The sequence below is a fragment of the Gluconacetobacter brunescens genome (assembly GCF_048695475.1).
In the GTDB taxonomy this organism is placed as follows: Bacteria; Pseudomonadota; Alphaproteobacteria; order Acetobacterales; family Acetobacteraceae; genus Gluconacetobacter.
Genome location: NZ_JBLHEN010000001.1, coordinates 1,474,277 through 1,493,586 on the forward strand (window position 1 = coordinate 1,474,277; position 19,310 = coordinate 1,493,586).

The window sequence follows — 19,310 nt, forward strand, 5'->3', positions numbered from 1 at the left end:
CGGGTCAGCCTTCCCCGCGCAGCGTCGCCCCGCAGGCCTTCTGCACCGCCGCCACCACGGCAGCGCACACGGCCTCGATCTCGGCATCGGTCAGGCTGGCCTTGAGGGGCTGCAACGTCACCTCCACGCCCAGCGACTTGCTGCCCTCGGGCACCTTGTCGCCCTCATAGACGTCGAACAGCCGCACGCCGGCAATCAGCGTCCGCTCGGCGCCCCGCGCCGCGCGCAGCACGGCCTCGGCCGCCACATCGCGCCCGACGACGAAGGCGAAATCCCGATGCACCGGCTGGAACGCCGACAGTTCGGGCGCCGCCCGCCGCCGCCGCTTGGGCTCGGCGATCGCGTCGAGGAACAGTTCGAACCCCACCACCGGCCGGTCCAGCCCCCGCCCGGCCAGCAGCGCCGGATGCAACTGCCCGAACACGCCCAGCACGATCTTCGGCCCCTGCCGCAGCACGCCGGACCGACCCGGATGATAATGGCCCGGCGCATCCGCCGTCACGCTGACACCCTCGACGGGCGCCCCCAGCGCGGCCAGCACCGCCAGCGCATCAGCCTTGGCATCCCACAGATCGACCGGCTCGGCCGCCCGGCCGGGGAAGCGCGGCGCGTGCCCGCTGCGCAGCGCCGCCGCAATCTGCCTCTGCCCGGCGTCCGAGAAACCCGGCCCGACCTCGAACAGCCCCAGATCCGGATAACCCCGCGCCGTATTGCGCTCGACGGCCGCCAGCAGGTTCACCAGCGGCGTCGGCCGCATCTGGTCCAGGTCGGCCGCGATCGGGTTCAGCAGACGCAGGCTCTCCGGCACCGCACCAAAGCGCGCGCACGCCTCCTGCGCCGCGAAGGAATACGCCACCGTCTCCATCAGCCCACGCGCCGCCAGCACGCGCCGCGCCGTGGCCGTCCGCGTCTGGCGCGGCGTCAGCGCCGGCAGCGGCACGGCGGACAGCGCGGGCAGCGACACCGGCGCAATCGAATCCAGCCCGCGCAGACGCAGGATCTCCTCGATCAGGTCGCACTCCGAATCGACCGCCACGGCCCCCTCGGCGGCGGCAAAGGCCCGCTCGGCCGAAAGATCCGGCGCCTGGTCCAGCACCATCTTCATGGCGATGTCGTTGCGCCAGGACGGCACATCCACCACCACCCGCGCCTCGTCGCGCGCGCGCACTTCAAAGCCCAGCGCCTCCAGCGACGCCACGGCCTCGTCCGCCGGCACATCCAGCCCGCCCAGCCCGGCAATCCGCGCGAAGCGCAGATGCGCCTCCCGCTGCCACGCCGGCGCCTCGCCGGCCGAAACCACCTCGCTGGCCTCGCCGCCGCACAGCTCGATGATCATCCGCGTCGCCGCCTCCAGCGCCGCCACCGGCAACGCCTGGTCCACACCGCGCTCGAAGCGATGCCGCGCATCGGAATGCAGCCCCAGCCGGCGCCCGCTCAGCGCGATCCGCACCGGGTCGAACAGCGCGCATTCCACGAATACAGTCGTGGTCTCGTCGGTGGCCCCGGTCGCCTCGCCGCCCATGATCCCGGCCAGGGACTGCACCCCGGCCGCATCGGCAATCACGCAATCCTCGGGCGACACCACCACATCGCGCCCGTCCAGCGCGCGGAAGCGCTCGCCGGCGCCCCGGCAGATCGTCAGCCGGCCGCCGGTCACCCGGTCGGCATCGAATACATGCAGCGGCCGGCCCAGATCGAAGGCGAAGAAATTGGTGATATCCACCAGTGCCGAGATCGGCCGCAGCCCGATCGCCCGCAGCCGCTTCTGCAACCAGTCCGGGCTGGGCCCGTTGCGCACGCCGCGCACGGTCCGCCCCAGCACCCACGGGCAGGCTTCGGGGAAGTCGTTGGCCCACGTCACCGGCGAGTCGAAGGTGCCTTCCACGGTCTCGGCCAGCCAGGGCCGCAGATGCCCCAGCCCCGCCGCCGCCAGGTCACGGGCAATGCCGCGCACCGCCAGCGCATCGCCCCGGTTCGGCGTCACCGCAATCTCGATCACCGGATCGTCCAGCCCGGCGAAATCGGCATAGGAAAGACCGGTCACCGTGCCCTCGGGCAGTTCGGCGATGCCGTCATGCTCGTCGCCCAGCCCCAGCTCGCGCAGCGAGCACAGCATGCCGCCGCTGGCCTCGCCCCGGATCGACCCGGCCTTGATGGTGATGTCCGACCCCGGAATCCACGTTCCCGGCGGCGCGAAGATCACCGACAGCCCGGTGCGCGCGTTCGGCGCGCCGCAGACCACCTGCACCTCCTCGAAGCCCGGCCCGGCATCGACGCGGCAGACGCGCAGCCGGTCGGCATTGGGGTGCTGCACGGCCTCGATGATGCGGGCGGTGCGGAAGGGGGCCAGCTTGGCGCCGGGGTCTTCGACGCCCTCCACCTCCAGCCCGATCGTGTTCAGCTTGGCGCAGATATCATCGACCGAGGCATTTGTATCCAGATGGTCGCGCAGCCAGGACAGGGTGAACTTCATCGATCACAGACCTTCATGCAGCAGGGCCGGCGACAGCGGGCTGGTGCCGTAATGGCGCAGCCAGCGCACGTCGCTCTCATAGAACGAACGCAGGTCCGGAATTCCGTGGCGCAGCATCGTCAGGCGCTCGATCCCCATCCCGAAGGCGAAGCCCTGCCACTCGCGCGGGTCCAGCCCGCAATTGGCCAGCACGCGCGGATGCACCATGCCCGAGCCCAGCACCTCCAGCCAGTCGCCGCCGCCGCCGATCTCGCCGGTCTTGCGCGACCAGCCGATATCCACCTCCATCGACGGCTCGGTGAACGGGAAATACGAGGCCCGGAACCGCACCGGCAGGCTCGGCTGGCCGAAATAGGCGCGCAGGAAATCGATCAGGCAGCCCTTCAGATGCGCCAGCGTGATCCCCCGGTCGATCACCAGCCCCTCGCACTGATGGAACATCGGCGAATGGGTGGCATCATGGTCGGCGCGATAGGTCCGCCCCGGCGCGATGATGCGGATCGGCGGCTCCTGCCCCAGCATGGTGCGGATCTGCACGCCAGAGGTCTGGGTGCGCAGCACCCGCTCGCGCAGGCTGCCCTGCTCGGCCGGCAGATAGAACGTATCCTGGTCGGTGCGCGCCGGATGATGGTCGGGCGTATTGAGCGCCGAGAAATTATGCCAGTCGGTCTCGATATCCGGCCCCTCGGCCACCTTGAAGCCCATGGCGCCGAAAATGGCGGCCATCTCTTCCATGGTGCGGCTGATCGGATGGATCGCCCCCTGCGATTCGGGCCGCGCCGGCAGCGTCACGTCCACCCGCTCGGCGGCCAGCCGCGCATTCAGGATCGCGGCCTCGATCTCCGCCCCCCGTTCCTCGATGGCGCGCGACAGGTCGTCGCGCAGGCGGTTCAGCGCCCCGCCGCGCAGCTTGCGCTCCTCGGGCGACATCCGGCCCAGTTCCTTCAGCAGGCCGGTCAGCCGGCCCGACTTGCCCAGCGTGCCCACACGCACGGCATCCCATTCCCGCCGGTCGCCGGCGGCGGCGAGCGCGGCCAGCGTCTCCTGCCGCAGGGTTTCGAGATCGTCGCTCATGGCACCTCGCTGGAAACAGACACGCGATAGACAAGTCAGGGGGCGATAAACCGCAGACCTGCGCGGATACAGCCTCCGACGGCGGGAATAAACCCCCCAAATGCAGAACGGGCCGCCCCTTGTGGGGGCAGCCCGTTCCAGATCACCACCGTAAAGGAGCAATCAGGCTGCGAGGGCAGCCTGCGCCTTCTTCACGATCTCGGCAAAGGAGGCGGCATCGTCATACGCGATGGCGGCCAGCACCTTGCGGTCGATCTCGATCCCGGCCTTGTCCAGCGCGAAGATGAACTTGCTGTAGGTCAGGCCATGCTCGCGCACCGCGGCATTGATGCGCTGGATCCACAGGGCGCGGAAATCGCGCTTCTTGTTCCGGCGATCGCGGTAGGCATACTGAAGCGACTTTTCCAGGCGCTCCAGGGCAATGCGGTAGTTGGTCGAAGACCGGCCGCGGAAGCCCTTGGACTGCTCAAGGACCTTCTTGTGACGGGCGTGCGTCGTGACGCCCCGTTTTACACGTGCCATGTTTCAGGTGCTCCTTATGCCAGCCCGTAGGGCGCCCACTGCTTCACAGTCTTCCCGTCCATTTCGGTCAGGGTCTGCGAGCCGCGGTTGGTGCGCTTCATCTTCTGCGAGCGGTTGATCAGGCCGTGGCGCTTGTTGCCCGGCCCAGCCAGCACCTTGCCGGTCGCGGTGATCTTGAACCGCTTCTTGACCGACGACTTGGTCTTCATCTTGGGCATTTTCATCTCCTTCAATTCTGCGGGCTGCGACCGCGAACGGTCAGGCAGCAGTCACGGCCGGGCATGCCCATTTCAGGCCCGGACGCGCGAACAGGCGCTGCCTATAGACAAACCTCGCCCCGCAATCAAGCCTTGCGTTCCCTCTTTCGACCCGCAATGACGGGATGCACCCTCGAAGCCGCCGGGCACAAGGCGACCAACCTGCCAACCGGCCATCAACCAGGGATCATCCCATGACAATCCTCCCCCCCTTCGGCGCGGTCCCGCCCGCCGTGCTGGTCCCGTCATACGACCGGGCCGCCGTGCGCCCCGGCATCGCCCATCTCAGCGTGGGCAATTTCCACCGCGCCCACCAGGCGGTCTATCTCGACCGCGTGCTGGCGCGGCCGGGCAACGCGCAATGGGGCATCGTAGGCATCGGCGTGATGGACGACGCGCACGAGCGCGCCAAGGCCGAGGCCCTGCTGGCCCAGCACGGGCTCTACACCCTCACCGAATGCCCGGCCGACGCGCCCGACACGGTGCGCTTCGTCGGCTCGATCGTGGAATACCTGCACGCGCCCGACGACCGCGCGGCCGCCATCCATCGCCTGGCCGACCCGGCGATCCGCATCGTCAGCCTCACCGTCACCGAAGGCGGCTATTACATCGACGCCGACGGCCGCTTCCAGCTCGACCACCCCACGATCGCCGAAGACCTCGCCCGCCCGGTGCCGCACACCGTCTTCGGCCTGGTCACCGAGGCCCTTCGCCTGCGCCGCGACGCCGGCACCGGCCCCTTCACGGTCCTCTCCTGCGACAATCTGCCGCATAACGGCCGCGTCGCCCGCACCGCCTTCCTCACCTGGGCCCGCGCCCGCGACGCCGAGCTGGCGGACTGGATCGCGGCCCACGTCACCTTCCCCAGCACCATGGTCGACCGCATCACCCCAGGCGTCGGCCCGCTGGACATCACGCGCCTGGATACCGGCAGCGGCGTCGACGACCGCGTGCCCGTCTTCTGCGAGGATTTCATCCAGTGGGTGATCGAGGATAAATTCTGCGCCGGCCGCCCGCCGCTGGAGGATGTCGGCGCCCTGTTCACCGGCGACGTCACGCCCTACGAGCAGGTCAAGCTGCGGATGCTCAACGCCTCGCACTCCATGCTCGGCCTGCCCGGCATGCTGATGGGCTACCGCATCGTCAGCGACATCATGCACAACCCCGACGTCGTGGCGCTGCTGGAACAGTACCTGGCCCAGGATGCCGAACCGCTGCTCGAGGCCCCGCCGGGCATGGAACTCCGCGCCTACGCCGCCCAGCTCCTGCGCCGCTTCAGCAACGTGGCCATCAGCGACCAACTCCCCCGCATCGCCTCCGACAGCGCCTCGAAACTGCCGGTCTTCGTCCGCCCCACCGCCGAGGGCACGCTGGCACGCGGGGCGGATGCCGCGCGCATCGCCTTCCTGCTGTCCTGCTTCGCCGAATATCTGCGCGGCCACGACGATACCGGCGCCACCTACGAGCTCCACGAACCCCATCTCAGCCCCGAAGACCTCGCCCTGGCGGCGGACGAGGACCCGGCGAAGGCGCTGGATATGTCGGTCTTCGCCGGCTGGGGCCTGCGCGACCATCCCTCCTTCGTGGATCTGTTCACCCGGACCCGCACATTCCTGCGCACCGGCGGCACCCGCGCCTGCCTCCGCGCCCTCGTCAGCCCCCCGGAGTCCACCTCCTGACCTGACCATCCGGCACGGCCGCCAGCGGCACCGAAAGACAACACGGAAAGTTGATAACGTTTCACATCACGTTGAAACGTTGTTACGCACCGCATGGCCGCCGTGATCGCGACGCCTGGACGCCCGTCGCGCATCCGCGATCCGTTTTTAACAGTTATCGGATAGTTCATGAAAAATCGAAACGGGACGCCTCCCGTGCTTACCCTTACCGCCGGGATCTTCATCCTGATCGGCCTCTATCTGCTGGCGGGGGGCGTCTGGCTCGCCGCGCTCGGCGGGTCGCCTTACTACCTGCTCGCCGGACTGGCGATGCTGGTCACGGCGGGGCTGCTGTTTCGCGGGCGGCGCGAGGCCCTGTGGGTCTACGCCGCCCTGCTGATCGGGACCATGATCTGGGCGGTAAAGGAGGTCGGTTTCGATTTCTGGGCCCTGGCGCCGCGCGGCGACGTGCTGGTGCCGCTGGGCATCTGGCTGCTGCTGCCGCCGGTCACGCGCCATCTCGGCCCCGCCAGCGTCGCGACCATCCTGCCGCTGCGCGCCTCGGTGGTGGCGGCCGTCGCCGTCATCGCCGCCGCCCTGATGAACGACCCGCAGGACCGCGCCGGCGCCCTGCCCCAGCTCGCCAGCAACGCGCCGACGCCGGGCGACGCCACCGAAATGCCCGACGAAGACTGGCGGGCCTACGGCCGCACCCAGTTCGGCGACCGCTTCAGCCCGCTGAAGCAGATCACCACCGCCAACGTGCACGACCTGAAAGTGGCCTGGACCTTCCGCACCGGCGACATGAAGCGCCCCGACGACCCGGGCGAATTCACCGACGAAGTCACGCCGATCAAGATCCGCGACACCGTCTATCTCTGCTCGCCGCACCAGATCCTGTTCGCGCTCGACGCCGCGACCGGCAAGCAGAAATGGAAGTTCGATCCGCAGATCAAATACAACGCCACCTTCCAGCACATGACCTGCCGTGGCGTCTCCTACCACGAGACCCAGCCGGGCGCCGAGACGATCGACGGCGCGCAGGCCCCGATCGACTGCCCGCGCCGCATCTTCCTGCCGACCAATGACGGCCACCTCTACGCGCTGGACGCCGAGACCGGCGACCGCTGCTCCCATTTCGGCGACAACGGCGTCATCGACCTCCAGGAACACATGACGATCAAGACACCGGGCTTCTACGAGGCCACGTCGCCCCCGGTCGTCACCGACAAGGCGGTGATCGTCTCGGGCGCGGTGATCGACAATTACTCCACCCATGAGCCCTCGGGCGTCACGCGCGGGTTCGACGTCTATACCGGCCAGTTGATCTGGGCCTTCGACCCCGGCAACCCCGACCCGAACGAGATGCCGTCCGAGACGCATCATTTCGTTCCCAACTCGCCCAATTCCTGGATCGTGTCGTCCTACGACCCGAAACTGAACCTGATCTACATCCCCATGGGCGTGCAGACCCCCGACATCTGGGGCGGCAACCGCACGTCGGACGCCGAGCGCTATGCAAGTTCGATCGTGGCGCTCAACGCCGACACCGGCAGGCTGGCCTGGTCCTACCAGACCGTGCATCACGATTTGTGGGACATGGACATCCCCGCCCAGCCCAGCCTGGTCGATATCCGCACCGCCTCGGGCGAAATCGTGCCGACCCTCTACGCCCCGGCCAAGACCGGCAACATCTTCGTGCTCGACCGCCGCACCGGCGCGCTGGTCGTTCCCGCGCCGGAGACGAAAGTGCCGCAGGGCCCGGCCCCCGGCGACCACCTCTCCCCCACCCAGCCCTTCTCCGAGCTGACCTTCCGGCCGAAGAACAATTTGACGGACGCCGACATGTGGGGCGGCACGATGTTCGACCAGCTCATGTGCCGCATCATGTTCCACCAGTTGCGCTATGACGGACCGTTTACCCCGCCGTCGCTCCAGGGCACGCTGGTGTTCCCCGGCAATCTGGGCATGTTCGAATGGGGCGGCCTTGCGGTCGATCCGCAGCGGCAGATCGCCATCGCCAACCCCATCGCCATTCCCTTCGTCTCGCGCCTGATCCCGCGCGGCCCCGGCAACCCGGCCTCGCCGGACAATGCCTCGCCGTCCGGGTCCGAAACCGGCGTCCAGCCGCAGTTCGGCGTGCCCTACGGCGTCACGCTCAACCCGTTCCTGTCGCCGCTGGGCCTGCCGTGCAAGCAGCCGGGCTGGGGCTACATGGCGGGCATCGACCTGCGGACGAACAAGATCGTCTGGATGCACCGCAACGGCACGATCCGCGACAGCGCGCCGCTGCCCCTACCCTTCAAGGTCGGCATCCCCAGCCTGGGCGGCCCGCTGACCACGGCCGGCGGCGTTGCGTTCCTCACCTCGACGGCCGATTATTATATCCGCGCCTATGACGTCACCACCGGCCGCCAGCTCTGGCAGGACCGCCTGCCGGCCGGCGGCCAGTCCACCCCGATGACCTATGCGGTGGGCGGGCGTCAGTTCATCGTCACCGCCGATGGCGGCCACGGCTCGTTCGGCACCAGACTGGGCGATTACGTGGTGGCCTACGCCCTGCCTGAAGGACATTGACCGCCTCCCTCCGTCGGTGACGAAAATCTCAATAAATTGTGATTGTTAAAATTCACGGTTTATTGATTAATATTTCGTCACAAAGCCTGCTTTCTGGTTGCAGGCTGCCGGGCGGCTCCATAAGAGGGGCCGCCCGGCACAAGACGGACAGGGACGGACAGCTTTTTCCACCCCGCAAAGTCCGCACGCACGGCAATCTGCCACCGCGCATGACAGAGGGGTGACGACATGCGGCTTCCGTCCACCAGAGATTCATGATCAGCCGCACCGCCATCCTGCGCCTCGCAGCCGGCGCGGTCGGTCTCGGCGCCGTCGCCGGCGTGGGCTTCCTGGCCTACGCCCTGCACCCCGCCATCGCCCCGATAGCGCCCCCCGCCGCCACCAGCTTCGCCGCCGAGAGCGTCGAGCGCGGGCGCGTCCTCGCCGCCGGCGGCTATTGCGCGGAATGCCACACCCGCCGCGACGGGCAGCCGGGCATCCCCCTGGCCGGCGACTACGCCATGGCCACGCCCTTCGGCACCATCTATTCCAGCAACATCACGCCGGATGCCAAGACCGGCATCGGCACCTGGTCGCTGGCCGCCTTCACCCGCGCCATGCGCTACGGCGTGTCGCGTGACGGCGCCAACCTGTTCCCCGCCTTCCCGTTCGACCATTTCACGCACATGACCGACGCCGACATCGCCGATGTCTATGCGTTCCTGATGGCGCAGAAGCCGGTCGCGTCGGTCAAGCGCGAGAACACGCTGCCCTTCCCGTTCAACATGCGCATCCTCCAGGCCGGCTGGAAGCTGCTGTTCCTGCATCCGGGCGCGTACACCAACGACCCGGCGCATGACGCCCAGTGGAATCGCGGCGCCTACCTCGCCGAGGGCCTGAGCCATTGCAGCGCCTGCCACACCCCGCGCAACGCGATGGGGGCCGAGAAGGCCAGCGCCCCCTATGACGGCGCCCCGGTCGATAACTGGATCGCCCCGCCGCTCAACGCCACCAACCCCACCCCCGTCACCTGGACGGAAAACGAGTTCTTCCAGTATCTGCGCTACGGCGTCGCCCCGCTGCATGGCAGCGCCGCCGGCCCGATGTCGCCCGTGGTCCATGGCGGCCTCAGCGAGATGCCGGAATCCGACGTCCGCGCCATCGCCCACTACCTGGCCAATATCGACCATGCCGACGCCCGCCAGCCCGGCGACGCCCAGCATCTGGCCACGGCCATGGCCACCTCGACCCGCGACCTGACCACGCCGCAGACCTCCGACGCCGACGCACGGCTCTACCAGGGCGCCTGCGCGGCCTGCCACGCCAATACCGGCGCGCAGCCGGTGCTGGGCCGCCCAGAACTGGCGCTGAACAACGCGCTGTGGCTGGACGACCCCACCAACCTCTACCAGGTGATCCTGCGCGGCATCGGCACCGAGGAAGGGCAGGACGGCATCACCATGCCCAGCTTCTATCACGCGCTGACCGACGCCGACCTGGCGCGACTGGCCGCCTATCTGCGCCGCACCCGCACCACCCTGCCGCCCTGGACCGACCTGGAGAAGAAAGCCGCCGCCGTCCGCGCGACGCTTCCGGCCCCACCGGTCGCCGCGTCCCATTGAGAGACGGAGTCCCGACATGACCAGTTTTCGGCTCAATGGCCACGACATATCGGTCGACGTTCCCGAGGACACCCCCCTGCTATGGGTGATCCGTGACGAAATCGGCCTGACCGGCACCAAGTTCGGCTGCGGCATCGGCATGTGCGGTGCCTGCACCGTGCATGTGGGCGGCCGCGCCACCCGTTCCTGCATCACCCCGGTCTCGGCGGTCGCCGGCGCCGACATCACGACCATCGAGGGGCTGGACCCGGCGGGCAACCACCCGGTGCAGGAAGCGTGGAAGGACTTGCAGGTCCCGCAATGCGGCTACTGCCAGTCCGGCCAGATCATGCAGGCCGCCAGCCTGCTGAAGGATTTTCCGCAACCGACCGACGCGGATATCTACGCGGTGATGGGCGGCTCGCTGTGCCGCTGCATGACCTATATCCGCATCCGCGACGCCATCAAGAAGGCCGCGGCCGCCGCCGCCGGGGGAGAACCGTCCAATGGGTAAGCTCGGTCGCATGGGGCTCGGCCAGCGGGCCGGAGGCGAGGCCGGCAACGGGCTCTCGCGGCGCGGCTTCCTGATGGCGGCCGTCGGCGCGGGCGTCATGTTCGGCTTCCCCGCCATCCCCCGCGCCTCGCAGCAGTTCCCCGCGATGGGCCTGCCCGGCGACGGCGCGTTCGAGCCCACGATCTGGTGCGCCATCGCCCCCGACGGCACCATCACCGTCAACATCATCCGCGCCGAGATGGGCCAGCATATCGGCACCGCCCTGGCCCGCATCATCGCCGACGAGATGAACGCCGACTGGGCCCACGTAAAGATCAACTACGTGGACAGCGACCCCAAATGGGGCCTGATGGTCACCGGCGGAAGCTGGTCGGTGTGGATGACGTGGGACGTCTTCCGCCAGGCCGGCGCCGCCGCGCGCATCGCCCTGACCGACGCCGGCGCCACCCTGCTCGGCGTGCCCGCATCCCAGTGCACCACCCGCGACGGCATGGTCATCGCCGGCACGAAGAGCATCAGCTACGGCGACATCGTCGCCCGCGCCCACCCGGCCCGCAGCTTCACGCCCGACGAACTGGCCAAGCTGCCGCTCAAGCCGGCCGCCGACCGCCACCTGATCGGCAATGACGACCTCAAGGCGCTCGACATCCCCGGCAAGACCAACGGCACCGCCATCTACGGCATCGACGCCAAGGTCGAGGGCATGGTCTATGCCCGGCCCAAGATGCCGCCCACCCGCTACGGCTCGCGCGTCCGCTCGGTCGATGACAGCGCCGCCCGCGCCATCAAGGGCTACCAGCGCTATCTGGTGATCGAGGACCCGTCGGAGGTCGTACAGGGCTGGGTGGTCGCCATCGCCGACACCTACAGCGCCGCCATCCGCGCCGCCGACCTGCTGAAGGTCGACTGGGCCCCGGGCGAGACGATCAACGTCTCCGAAAAGGACATCATCGACCACGGAAGAACCCAGATCGACCGCAAGGAAGGCGGCGTGATGGTGTTCGACGACAAGGGCGTGGACAGCACCTTCGCCGCCGCCGCCTCGACCTTCTCGCAGGATTACACCTGCGCCTCGGTGATGCACTACCAGCTCGAACCGACCAACGCGCTGGCGTTCGAGAAGGACGGCATCTTCGAAATCCACGCCGGCAACCAGTGGCAGTCGCTGATCCTGCCGACGCTGGCGAAGGCGCTGGGCCGGCCGGAAAAGAGCATCGTCCTGCGCAGCTACCTGCTGGGCGGCGGCTTCGGCCGCCGGCTGAACGGCGACTACATGATCCCGGCGGCCCTCGCCTCGAAGGCGCTGGGCAAGCCCGTCAAGCTGATCCTGACGCGCTCGGACGACATGCAGTTCGATTCCTTCCGCTCGCCCTCGATCCAGCGCATCCGCATGGCCCTGGACGACAGGAAGGCGATCACGGCGATGGAATACCATGCCTCCGCCGGCTGGCCGACGCAGGTCATGGCCGCCGCCTTCATGTCCAAGGGCGTGGACGGCAAGCCCTACGACCCCTTCGCCATCGCCGGCGGCGACCATTGGTACGAGGTCGGGCCGCTGCGCGTCCGCGCGCTGTCCAACGATCTCGCCAACCGCACCTTCCGTCCCGGCTGGCTGCGCTCGGTCAGCCCCGGCTGGGTGAGCTGGGGCCTGGAATCCTCGTGGGATGAAATCGCCCACATCCAGGGCAAGGACCCGGTCCAGTTCCGGCTGGAACACCTCACCGGCGCCGGCCGCAACAAGGGCGAGGCCCCGGATTCCACCGGCGGCGCCCTCCGCCAGGCCGCCGTCGTCCGCCGCGTCGCCGAAAAAGCCGGCTGGGGCCGCACCCTGCCCAAGGACACCGCATTGGGCATCGCCACCACCTTCGGCCAGGAACGCGGCATGCCGACCTGGATCGCCTGCGCCGCCCAGGTCCATGTCGACCGCGCCACCGGCATCGTCCACTGCCAGAAACTGACGATCGTGGTCGATGCCGGCACCATCGTCGACCCCGACGGCGCCCGCGCCCAGACCGAGGGCGCGGCCCTGTGGGGCCTGAGCATGGCACTGTTCGAGGGCTCGGAGATCGTCGGCGGCCTCCCCCGCGACCGCAACCTCAACACCTACACCCCGCTGCGCATCGCCGACGTGCCGGAGATGGAGATCGAATTCCTCCCCAGCACCGAAAAACCGACCGGCCTGGGCGAACCCGGCACCACGGTCGTGGCGCCCGCGATCGGCAACGCCATCTTCAACGCCGTGGGCGTGCGCATGCGCCACCTGCCCATCCGCCCGGCGGACGTGCTGCGCGCATTGAAGGAAAAGGGCGCTTCAGCCGCCTGATCCCCCAGCGGGCAGCGCCCAAGCGCGCTGCCCGCTGCCCCAGACCCCGCCAAGGGACGGGCCCCCATCGGCAGGGCCCGACCCGACAGCCTGCCAGACCGCATTTTCGGTCAGGCAGGCCACCAATGACGATCTTTCTCGCGGGGAGGAAGGTACGTAAGGCGGCTATGATGCAGCCCCATCGTCACGAAAGCCTCCAGCGTCACCATGGCGGCCTGTGCCGCTTCCAGAACCGGCGCATCGTAACCGGCCTGCGTGAGCTTGTACCGGACATCCTCGCGCACGTCGATGAAGCCCGTGCAGCCCAGGACGATCGCCTCGGCATGCTCGCGCTGAATCGCCAGCACCGCCTGCTCCGTCAATGCCGTCACCACCTTCTCATGATCCTGAAGGTCCAGGACGGGCATGTCGATATTGCGAATACAGACGACCCTCCCTTCCAGCCTTGCCTTGGCGACGCTTCCGTTCAGCATTGAAACCGGATGCGGCAAGACCGTGATGATCGCGATCCTGTCGGCCGTTCCCATCGCCAGATGCATGACCGGTTCGAACCCGCCAAACACCGGAACATCGACGGCTTCACGCGCGGCCCGCACCCCCGGGTCCCCGAAACAATTGACGAATATGCCGTCAAATCCTTCCCTGGCCGCCTGCTCGCAACGAAAGACCGTTTCCGGAGCAGCCAGGGCTTCATCATATTCGCCCTCGATGCTGCTCGGCCCATGGACCAGCCCCCTGGTAACGACCTCCGTATCCGGCTTCAGATATTTAAAGGTGTAATCACTCATTTCCGGCGTCCATACGTCGCCGATAACGGGAACGAGATTGAGAAGCTTCATTTTTTCCCCCGGCCGCACCCCTTTTCGGTTTTCCGGTCAGAGATCCTCGATCCTGACATAATCCATTTCCAGCCCGAATTGTCGCGGCCCCAGGACTTCAAGGCTTTCCGGCGTGCGCAACATCGGATCGGCACTGAATCCCAGCACTTTCACACGTTGTCCGTAATTCAGCATCTCGCCTGTCAGCGGCTCCGCCGACTCACGGTCGAGGATCGCGATCAGGTCCGGCACCATGGTGGCGGGCACGCCATTGTGGCGCGCGACGATATATTCGTTTCGCAGTTCGACCGTGAACATATCCGCTTCGTCGCGAAGCCCCTGCATGGTCGCTAGGCCCCAATGCCAGCCATCGCGCGTTTCGCGTGTGACATCGGTGATCTTGCCGTCGAACAGGATGCGCGCATGGCGGCCGTCAAGCCCGTTGAGATAACCGAGCAGCGAGTCGAACACGTCACCCTCGCCTTCCCGGGCCGCCCTGATCGCCCGGCCGATTTCCAGCGCCTGTGTCAGCGTACCCAGCACGGCGCAATCGCGCACCTGCTTTCCGCTCATGGGATAGAGCGAGCCGAACGACATCGACCCCATCGCGGTGGTCACGGCGCGGGCCAGGTCTTCGGCCATGCGGTCACTGGCCGTTTCCATCGTCACGACATTCCCGCTATCGTCCATGATGATGGCAGGCGTGGCCTTGACGCCGTAAATGCTGAAGGTCGTCATTTCCAGTTGGGGTACCGCCCGCCCCACCCCGTCGGCGTCAACAACGGGAATATCGCTGATGGCGGACAAGGCGAGCGGAAAGACCGAATTCGCCCCGCCGATCTCGGCACTGATCAGCGCATCGACACGCCGGCCGTAAAAGGCCTCGGCCTGGGCCAGCAGGCGCAAGAGCGTCTTTTCGCTGACCAGATGCTCGATGATGACGGTCGGCGCCCCGATCCCGGCGATCGACAGGACGAACGCATCGTCCGCCAGTTCCTCGGGCGCCACGACGTATGGAAAGCGACCACGGTTTATCTGCTCGCGCACGAACAATTCGCCAACATAGGGGTCCCCGCCGCCACCCGTGCCCAGCAACACCGCGCCCCGCGCCATGTCCTGAATATCCCGAATCGCATCGATCTTGTACATGTCCGATTACCTTTGGATCAGGAGGCAGAAGGTCAGACGAGCGCCGCAAGCGGCCCGACCGCCCGCACTTTCACCTGTACCGAGCCCGCTTTCATGTGGGTCATGGGAAGTTCCTGCAAGTCGACGATCTCGATCTGGCCGGCGGCGGCCCCCGCCAGAACCGCCGCGTCCCGCGCCTCCCTGCGGGCCAGGTCCAGCGCACCCTCCCGCCCCAGCCCGGCAAAATCATACAATTTGTCAACGCGGCCACTGACCAGCGCGATGGCGGCTCCTACCGCATTGGCAACCTCGGCATGGGCGGGGCGCAGCACCTCCGACGTACCCTTCAGGGGCCGCGACAACAGAATGCTGCCCCCTCCCACCAGGATGATCGGCTGCGGCGTGGAATTGACCTTGATCTGGTCGATGGCGTCCTCGACCTGCGCATGGATGTCGTCGAGCGCGGCTTCCGCCAGCGCCTGGGGGATGCCCGCAACCAGTGCCGGATCACCGATCGCCGCCTGCCCGGTCCGCACCGCGATATCGGTCGCCGTCATCGTGTCACCACCGAAGACAAGCCCCTCGTCCTGAAGCCGGAAGCCGACCGATCGCGGTCCGACACGCGCCCCCCCCGCCGTCGGCGTGACAAGACTGCCGCCACCGACCCCGATGGACAGCACGTCGGGCATCCGGAAATTGGTCCGCACGCCGCCGATGAAATTGGGCGAACTCGTCTCGCGCGGAAAGCCGTCGCGCAGAAAACCGATATCCGTCGTCGTCCCCCCGATGTCGGCGACGATCGCATCCCGCAGGCCGCTCAGGAAGGCAGCACCGCGAATACTGTTCGTCGGGCCGGCCGAACAGGTCAGAATCGGCAATTGCGCCGCGACGTCGGTACTGATCAGCGTGCCGTCATTCTGGCTGATGAAGATGGGCGCCGTGATCTCCAGGTCGGTAAAGGCCCGGCGCAGCGACCCGACCACCCGCCCCGCCAGAGCCGACAGGCTGGCATTCACGATCGCACCGTTCTCGCGATCCAGTATCCCGATGCCACCCACGTCACTGGACAGCGTCACCTGCGCATCGGGCACCGCCGCCAGGATCACATCCCGCGCCCGCCTTTCGATATCCGGCCGCAGCGGCGCGAACGTCGCAGAGACGGCAAAGGCCCGCACACCGGCGCCGGCGGCGTCCAGCGCAGCCGCCGTGATCGCCTCTTCATCCAGCGGCGCATAATCCTTGCCGTTATAGAAGGCTCCCCCGCGCACCAGGTAATATCGCCCTCCCACCGCCTCTTTCGCGTCATCCGGCCATCCGGCGAAAGGCGGCACGCCGTCTCCCATCGGCAGGCCGACCCGTATCGCCGCGACCAGCGAAAGGTCCCGGCGCTGGATGAAGGCGTTCACGAACTGCGTCGTGCCGATCATCACGGCCTCTATCGCCTGCGGCGAAACGCCATGCTGCTCCACGAGCCCCCGCACGGTGGCCATCACACCATCCCGCACGTCGGCGGTCGTAAAACTCTTGACCGCGCTGACCACGTCCCGGCCCCGCATGAGGACACCATCCGTATTCGTGCCGCCGACATCGATTCCCAGCCGCAGTTTGTCCCTGCTCACCAGCCTGTCTCCATGCGAATTGAATATGGTCGAGAAGAACAGCGTTGACCGGATATTGCCAGCGCCAAGGAGGATAGTGGACGTTTCGAACGGGTAGGTATCAACGCGCCCTGTCGAACCGGGCCACCGCCGCCTTGCGGCCCGACACGCCCAGTTTGGCGTAGATCTTCTTGAGGTGAAATTTCACGGTGTTGTCGCTGATGCCAAGCCGCCGGGCGATCAGCTTGTTGGATGCACCATCCGCCACATGCGCCATGATCTCCGCCTCGCGGTCGCTCAGCGCATCGGTCGCGGTCAAGCTCCGTTCGTTGGCAATGGCACGCAGGATCGCATCGATGTGACGGCGGCCGAATTCCGACGGCATTTCCTCGACAAGTTCACCCAGGAGTTCAGCGAGCCCATCCTGGATTTCGGCAAAAGGCGCCACGATCTGCTGTTGCTGCGACAGTTGCACGGCCTGCAACGCCATGCCACGCGCCACGTCCCGATCTTCACGCCACAAGGCGACGCGGGCCCCCAGTACCATCCCCCAGACTTCACCGACAAGCCGCCCGCCCGATCGAGAGACGCGAATCAGCTCTTCCGAAAATTTTTCGGCTTCATCAGGAGTGTCACGAATCAACGCCACCATCGCCAGGGCACGCAGGCACCATTCGCGCTCCAGCCAGGGCCGGTCCGATGCCGGCGGCATGACCAGGTCGCGGCAACGGGCTTCCAGTTCCGCCGGCACATCCCCGCTCCGCGCATGGACGAACAGGGCGAGGGCGGACAGCAGCCCTTCCAGCGCCTCCATGCCGCGCTGCCTCAGGTCGGCGGCCGTCACCGCGAGTTCCTTCAGCGCCGGGTCCCTGCCATGACGGCGGAAACTGACTTCCACGATCACCGGCAGGGCGAGCGCATATTGATCGAACCACGCTTCATTCCTGCCGAACTCGAACAGGGCGATGCGCATTTCCTCGGCGGCACTGGGTCGATATGTCTGCAGATATTCTATGCAGGCATCGGCGATCCTGGCCATGGCATGCAGGCTGCGCTCTCCGGCCATGTGGACCGGCAGCCGCCTCCGCACGGCCAGGTTCCGTTCCTTGACCCGATGCAGGTCTCCCCGCGCCAGATCCAGCAGGATTTCATGGCAGACAAGGTGCATGTCCGCATGATGCAGCCCGTCGATGGTCCCATAGGCGGTACGCGCCCTCTCCAGCGCCAGCGCGGCCGCGTCGATCTCTCCGATCTGCTGTTGCAGCACCAGTTCGAGATTTTCGTACCATCCCCACATCATCGGCATATTCGCCGATTGTTCGCGCAGCGTTGCGACAGAGAGCGTCGGAAGCACGAGCGGTCCCAGCATATCCACCGCGAAGAAGCTCATCAGCGCGCGGCTCTCCGTCAGGAACCGCTCCCGTTCTGCCTTTGCCTGCTCTTCCGAAAAAAGAAGGCGATCGCTTTCCTCAACCATCGCGGACACCATCTGCGCCGCCTCGCGATGGAACCCTTCCTTGAAATAGACGAGGATCGCGGCCAGACGCATCCTCGGGCTATCCTGCAACGCCATGGCCGGGATCTCCCGGATGATCGCACGCAGATGCCCGACCCCCGCCGAAAGGAAGACTTCAAGGAACGGCAGGCGGGAAAGCAGGAGTTGCAGGAGCCCGTCATCCTTGCTCTGGACCGCGTGGCGCACCGCATCGACATAGCGTCTCTGCCGTTCGAACCAGATCGCGGCGCGCGCATGCAGCACTCCCATGCGTCCGGGCATGACCGCCAGCCGTCCACGCGCATATTCCGCCAGCAGCGGATGGAGGCGATAGCCCACCTCGCCGTCCAGGATGCTCTGCTGCACCAGGCTGGGCAGCGCCCGCGCCACCTGCTGGAGCACATGCGCGCTGTCATAGGCGTCGCGCACATGATCGGCCAGCGAAAGTTCGATCACGTCCACGATGGAAAGCTCGATCAGCGCGGCCTGATGGCATGCGGAAAGATGGCCGAAGATCTGCTCGGCGAAATAATCGGCCATTTCGGATGCAAGGCCGCTGAAGCGCGGCATCGACTGCATCCCACCCACCCGCTCCCGCCACAGCCGGTATAGCTGGACGGCGATCGGCCAGCCTTCGGTCTGTTCGGCAATGGCCGCGAGTTCGGGAGCATCCTCCGGCAGGTCGAGCGCATCGGCCAGTTCCCGTCCCCGCAGCTTCAGCTCGCCCGGCTCGATCACGCGCACGCTTCCCTGGGCCCGCAGCAACGCGATGGGCAGGGCGGGCTTGTGCCGCGTCGAAAGCACGAAATGCACATGCTCCGATGTCGCTTCGACCAGCATGGACAGGCACTCGATGATGCGCGGATGATCGACCTTGTCGAAATCGTCGAGAATAATCGTGACCGGCTGAGGCAGGTTATCGAGGCCGAGGGCCAAAGCATCCAGAGCCGCATCCGTGTCGCCGTCAAAGAGGATCCGCCGCGCCGCATCCCCCGGATCGACATGCCCGGCCTCCAGCGCCAGGACGAGCATGCGCAGGAATTGCAACGGCTCGCGTTCGGTTTCCAGCGCGCTGTACCACGCGACATTGACACCCGCCGCGGTCAGCCGCGCATGCCATTGGGTAAGAACGCTGGTTTTCCCATAACCCGGCGGCCCCAGGATAATGGTCAGCCGTCCCTGCCGCGCCACATCCAGTGACCGCAGAATGAGCGTACGGGTACACAGGCGCAGATAATGGATCGGCGGCGACAGCCGGCGCAGCACCGGCCTGCCGGGTTGAGGAAGCATCTT

The 19,310-nt window shown here is 67.2% G+C and carries 13 protein-coding genes; 5 read left to right on the top strand and 8 right to left on the bottom strand.

Annotated elements, in window-relative coordinates; translation table 11 throughout:
- Positions 1–4: 4 nt before the first annotated feature.
- The 4 genes from pheT to rpmI all read right to left on the bottom strand — a co-directional run bounded on the left by pheT (position 5) and on the right by rpmI (position 4,287).
- Positions 5–2,473: a phenylalanine--tRNA ligase subunit beta gene (gene pheT, locus ACMAUO_RS06635; protein WP_420356137.1), complete on the bottom strand. Its 2,469-nt coding sequence runs from the start codon at positions 2,471–2,473 to the stop codon at positions 5–7.
- 3 nt (positions 2,474–2,476) lie between these two features.
- Positions 2,477–3,547, bottom strand: coding sequence for a phenylalanine--tRNA ligase subunit alpha (pheS, locus tag ACMAUO_RS06640; protein WP_420356138.1), 1,071 nt, complete (start codon positions 3,545–3,547; stop codon positions 2,477–2,479).
- Between the two features lie 162 nt (positions 3,548–3,709).
- A complete protein-coding gene (gene rplT, locus ACMAUO_RS06645) occupies positions 3,710–4,069 on the bottom strand; it encodes a 50S ribosomal protein L20 (protein WP_114729155.1) in 360 nt (119 codons plus the stop codon).
- Positions 4,070–4,083: 14 nt separating this feature from the next.
- Positions 4,084–4,287, bottom strand: a complete 204-nt coding sequence (gene rpmI, locus ACMAUO_RS06650; protein ID WP_114729229.1) for a 50S ribosomal protein L35 — start codon at positions 4,285–4,287, stop codon at positions 4,084–4,086.
- Between the two features lie 233 nt (positions 4,288–4,520).
- On the opposite strand from rpmI, the gene ACMAUO_RS06655 reads away from it, so the two are divergent.
- From ACMAUO_RS06655 to ACMAUO_RS06675, 5 genes are all read left to right on the top strand, one after another.
- Entirely contained in the window at positions 4,521–6,005 is a 1,485-nt protein-coding gene (locus tag ACMAUO_RS06655) for a mannitol dehydrogenase family protein (protein ID WP_420356139.1), read from the top strand.
- A 168-nt stretch (positions 6,006–6,173) separates the two neighbouring features.
- Positions 6,174–8,561, top strand: coding sequence for a glucose/quinate/shikimate family membrane-bound PQQ-dependent dehydrogenase (locus ACMAUO_RS06660; RefSeq protein ID WP_420356140.1), 2,388 nt, complete (start codon positions 6,174–6,176; stop codon positions 8,559–8,561).
- 254 nt (positions 8,562–8,815) lie between these two features.
- Positions 8,816–10,162, top strand: coding sequence for a c-type cytochrome (locus ACMAUO_RS06665; RefSeq protein WP_420356141.1), 1,347 nt, complete (start codon positions 8,816–8,818; stop codon positions 10,160–10,162).
- Positions 10,163–10,178: 16 nt separating this feature from the next.
- Positions 10,179–10,655: a (2Fe-2S)-binding protein gene (locus ACMAUO_RS06670; RefSeq protein ID WP_420356142.1), complete on the top strand. Its 477-nt coding sequence runs from the start codon at positions 10,179–10,181 to the stop codon at positions 10,653–10,655.
- Positions 10,648–12,978 carry a xanthine dehydrogenase family protein molybdopterin-binding subunit gene (locus ACMAUO_RS06675; protein WP_420356143.1) on the top strand — a complete coding sequence of 777 codons (2,331 nt, stop codon included), beginning with the start codon at positions 10,648–10,650 and terminating at the stop codon, positions 12,976–12,978. The genes ACMAUO_RS06670 and ACMAUO_RS06675 overlap by 8 nt, the downstream gene beginning before the upstream one ends.
- Positions 12,979–13,088: 110 nt before the next feature.
- Here the strand turns inward: ACMAUO_RS06675 and ACMAUO_RS06680 are convergent, their stop codons facing one another.
- From ACMAUO_RS06680 to ACMAUO_RS06695, 4 genes are all read right to left on the bottom strand, one after another.
- On the bottom strand, positions 13,089–13,766 hold the full coding sequence (locus ACMAUO_RS06680) for an aspartate/glutamate racemase family protein (protein ID WP_420356144.1): 678 nt from the start codon (positions 13,764–13,766) through the stop codon (positions 13,089–13,091).
- An 87-nt stretch (positions 13,767–13,853) separates the two neighbouring features.
- On the bottom strand, positions 13,854–14,945 hold the full coding sequence (locus tag ACMAUO_RS06685) for an S-methyl thiohydantoin desulfurase family protein (protein ID WP_420356145.1): 1,092 nt from the start codon (positions 14,943–14,945) through the stop codon (positions 13,854–13,856).
- A gap of 32 nt (positions 14,946–14,977) precedes the next feature.
- The gene (locus ACMAUO_RS06690; RefSeq protein ID WP_420356146.1) at positions 14,978–16,543 is read right to left on the bottom strand and encodes a hydantoinase/oxoprolinase N-terminal domain-containing protein; all 1,566 of its coding nucleotides are present in this window, start codon (positions 16,541–16,543) and stop codon (positions 14,978–14,980) included.
- A gap of 100 nt (positions 16,544–16,643) precedes the next feature.
- A complete protein-coding gene (locus ACMAUO_RS06695) occupies positions 16,644–19,307 on the bottom strand; it encodes a LuxR C-terminal-related transcriptional regulator (RefSeq protein ID WP_420356147.1) in 2,664 nt (887 codons plus the stop codon).
- Between the last annotated feature and the right edge of the window lie 3 nt (positions 19,308–19,310).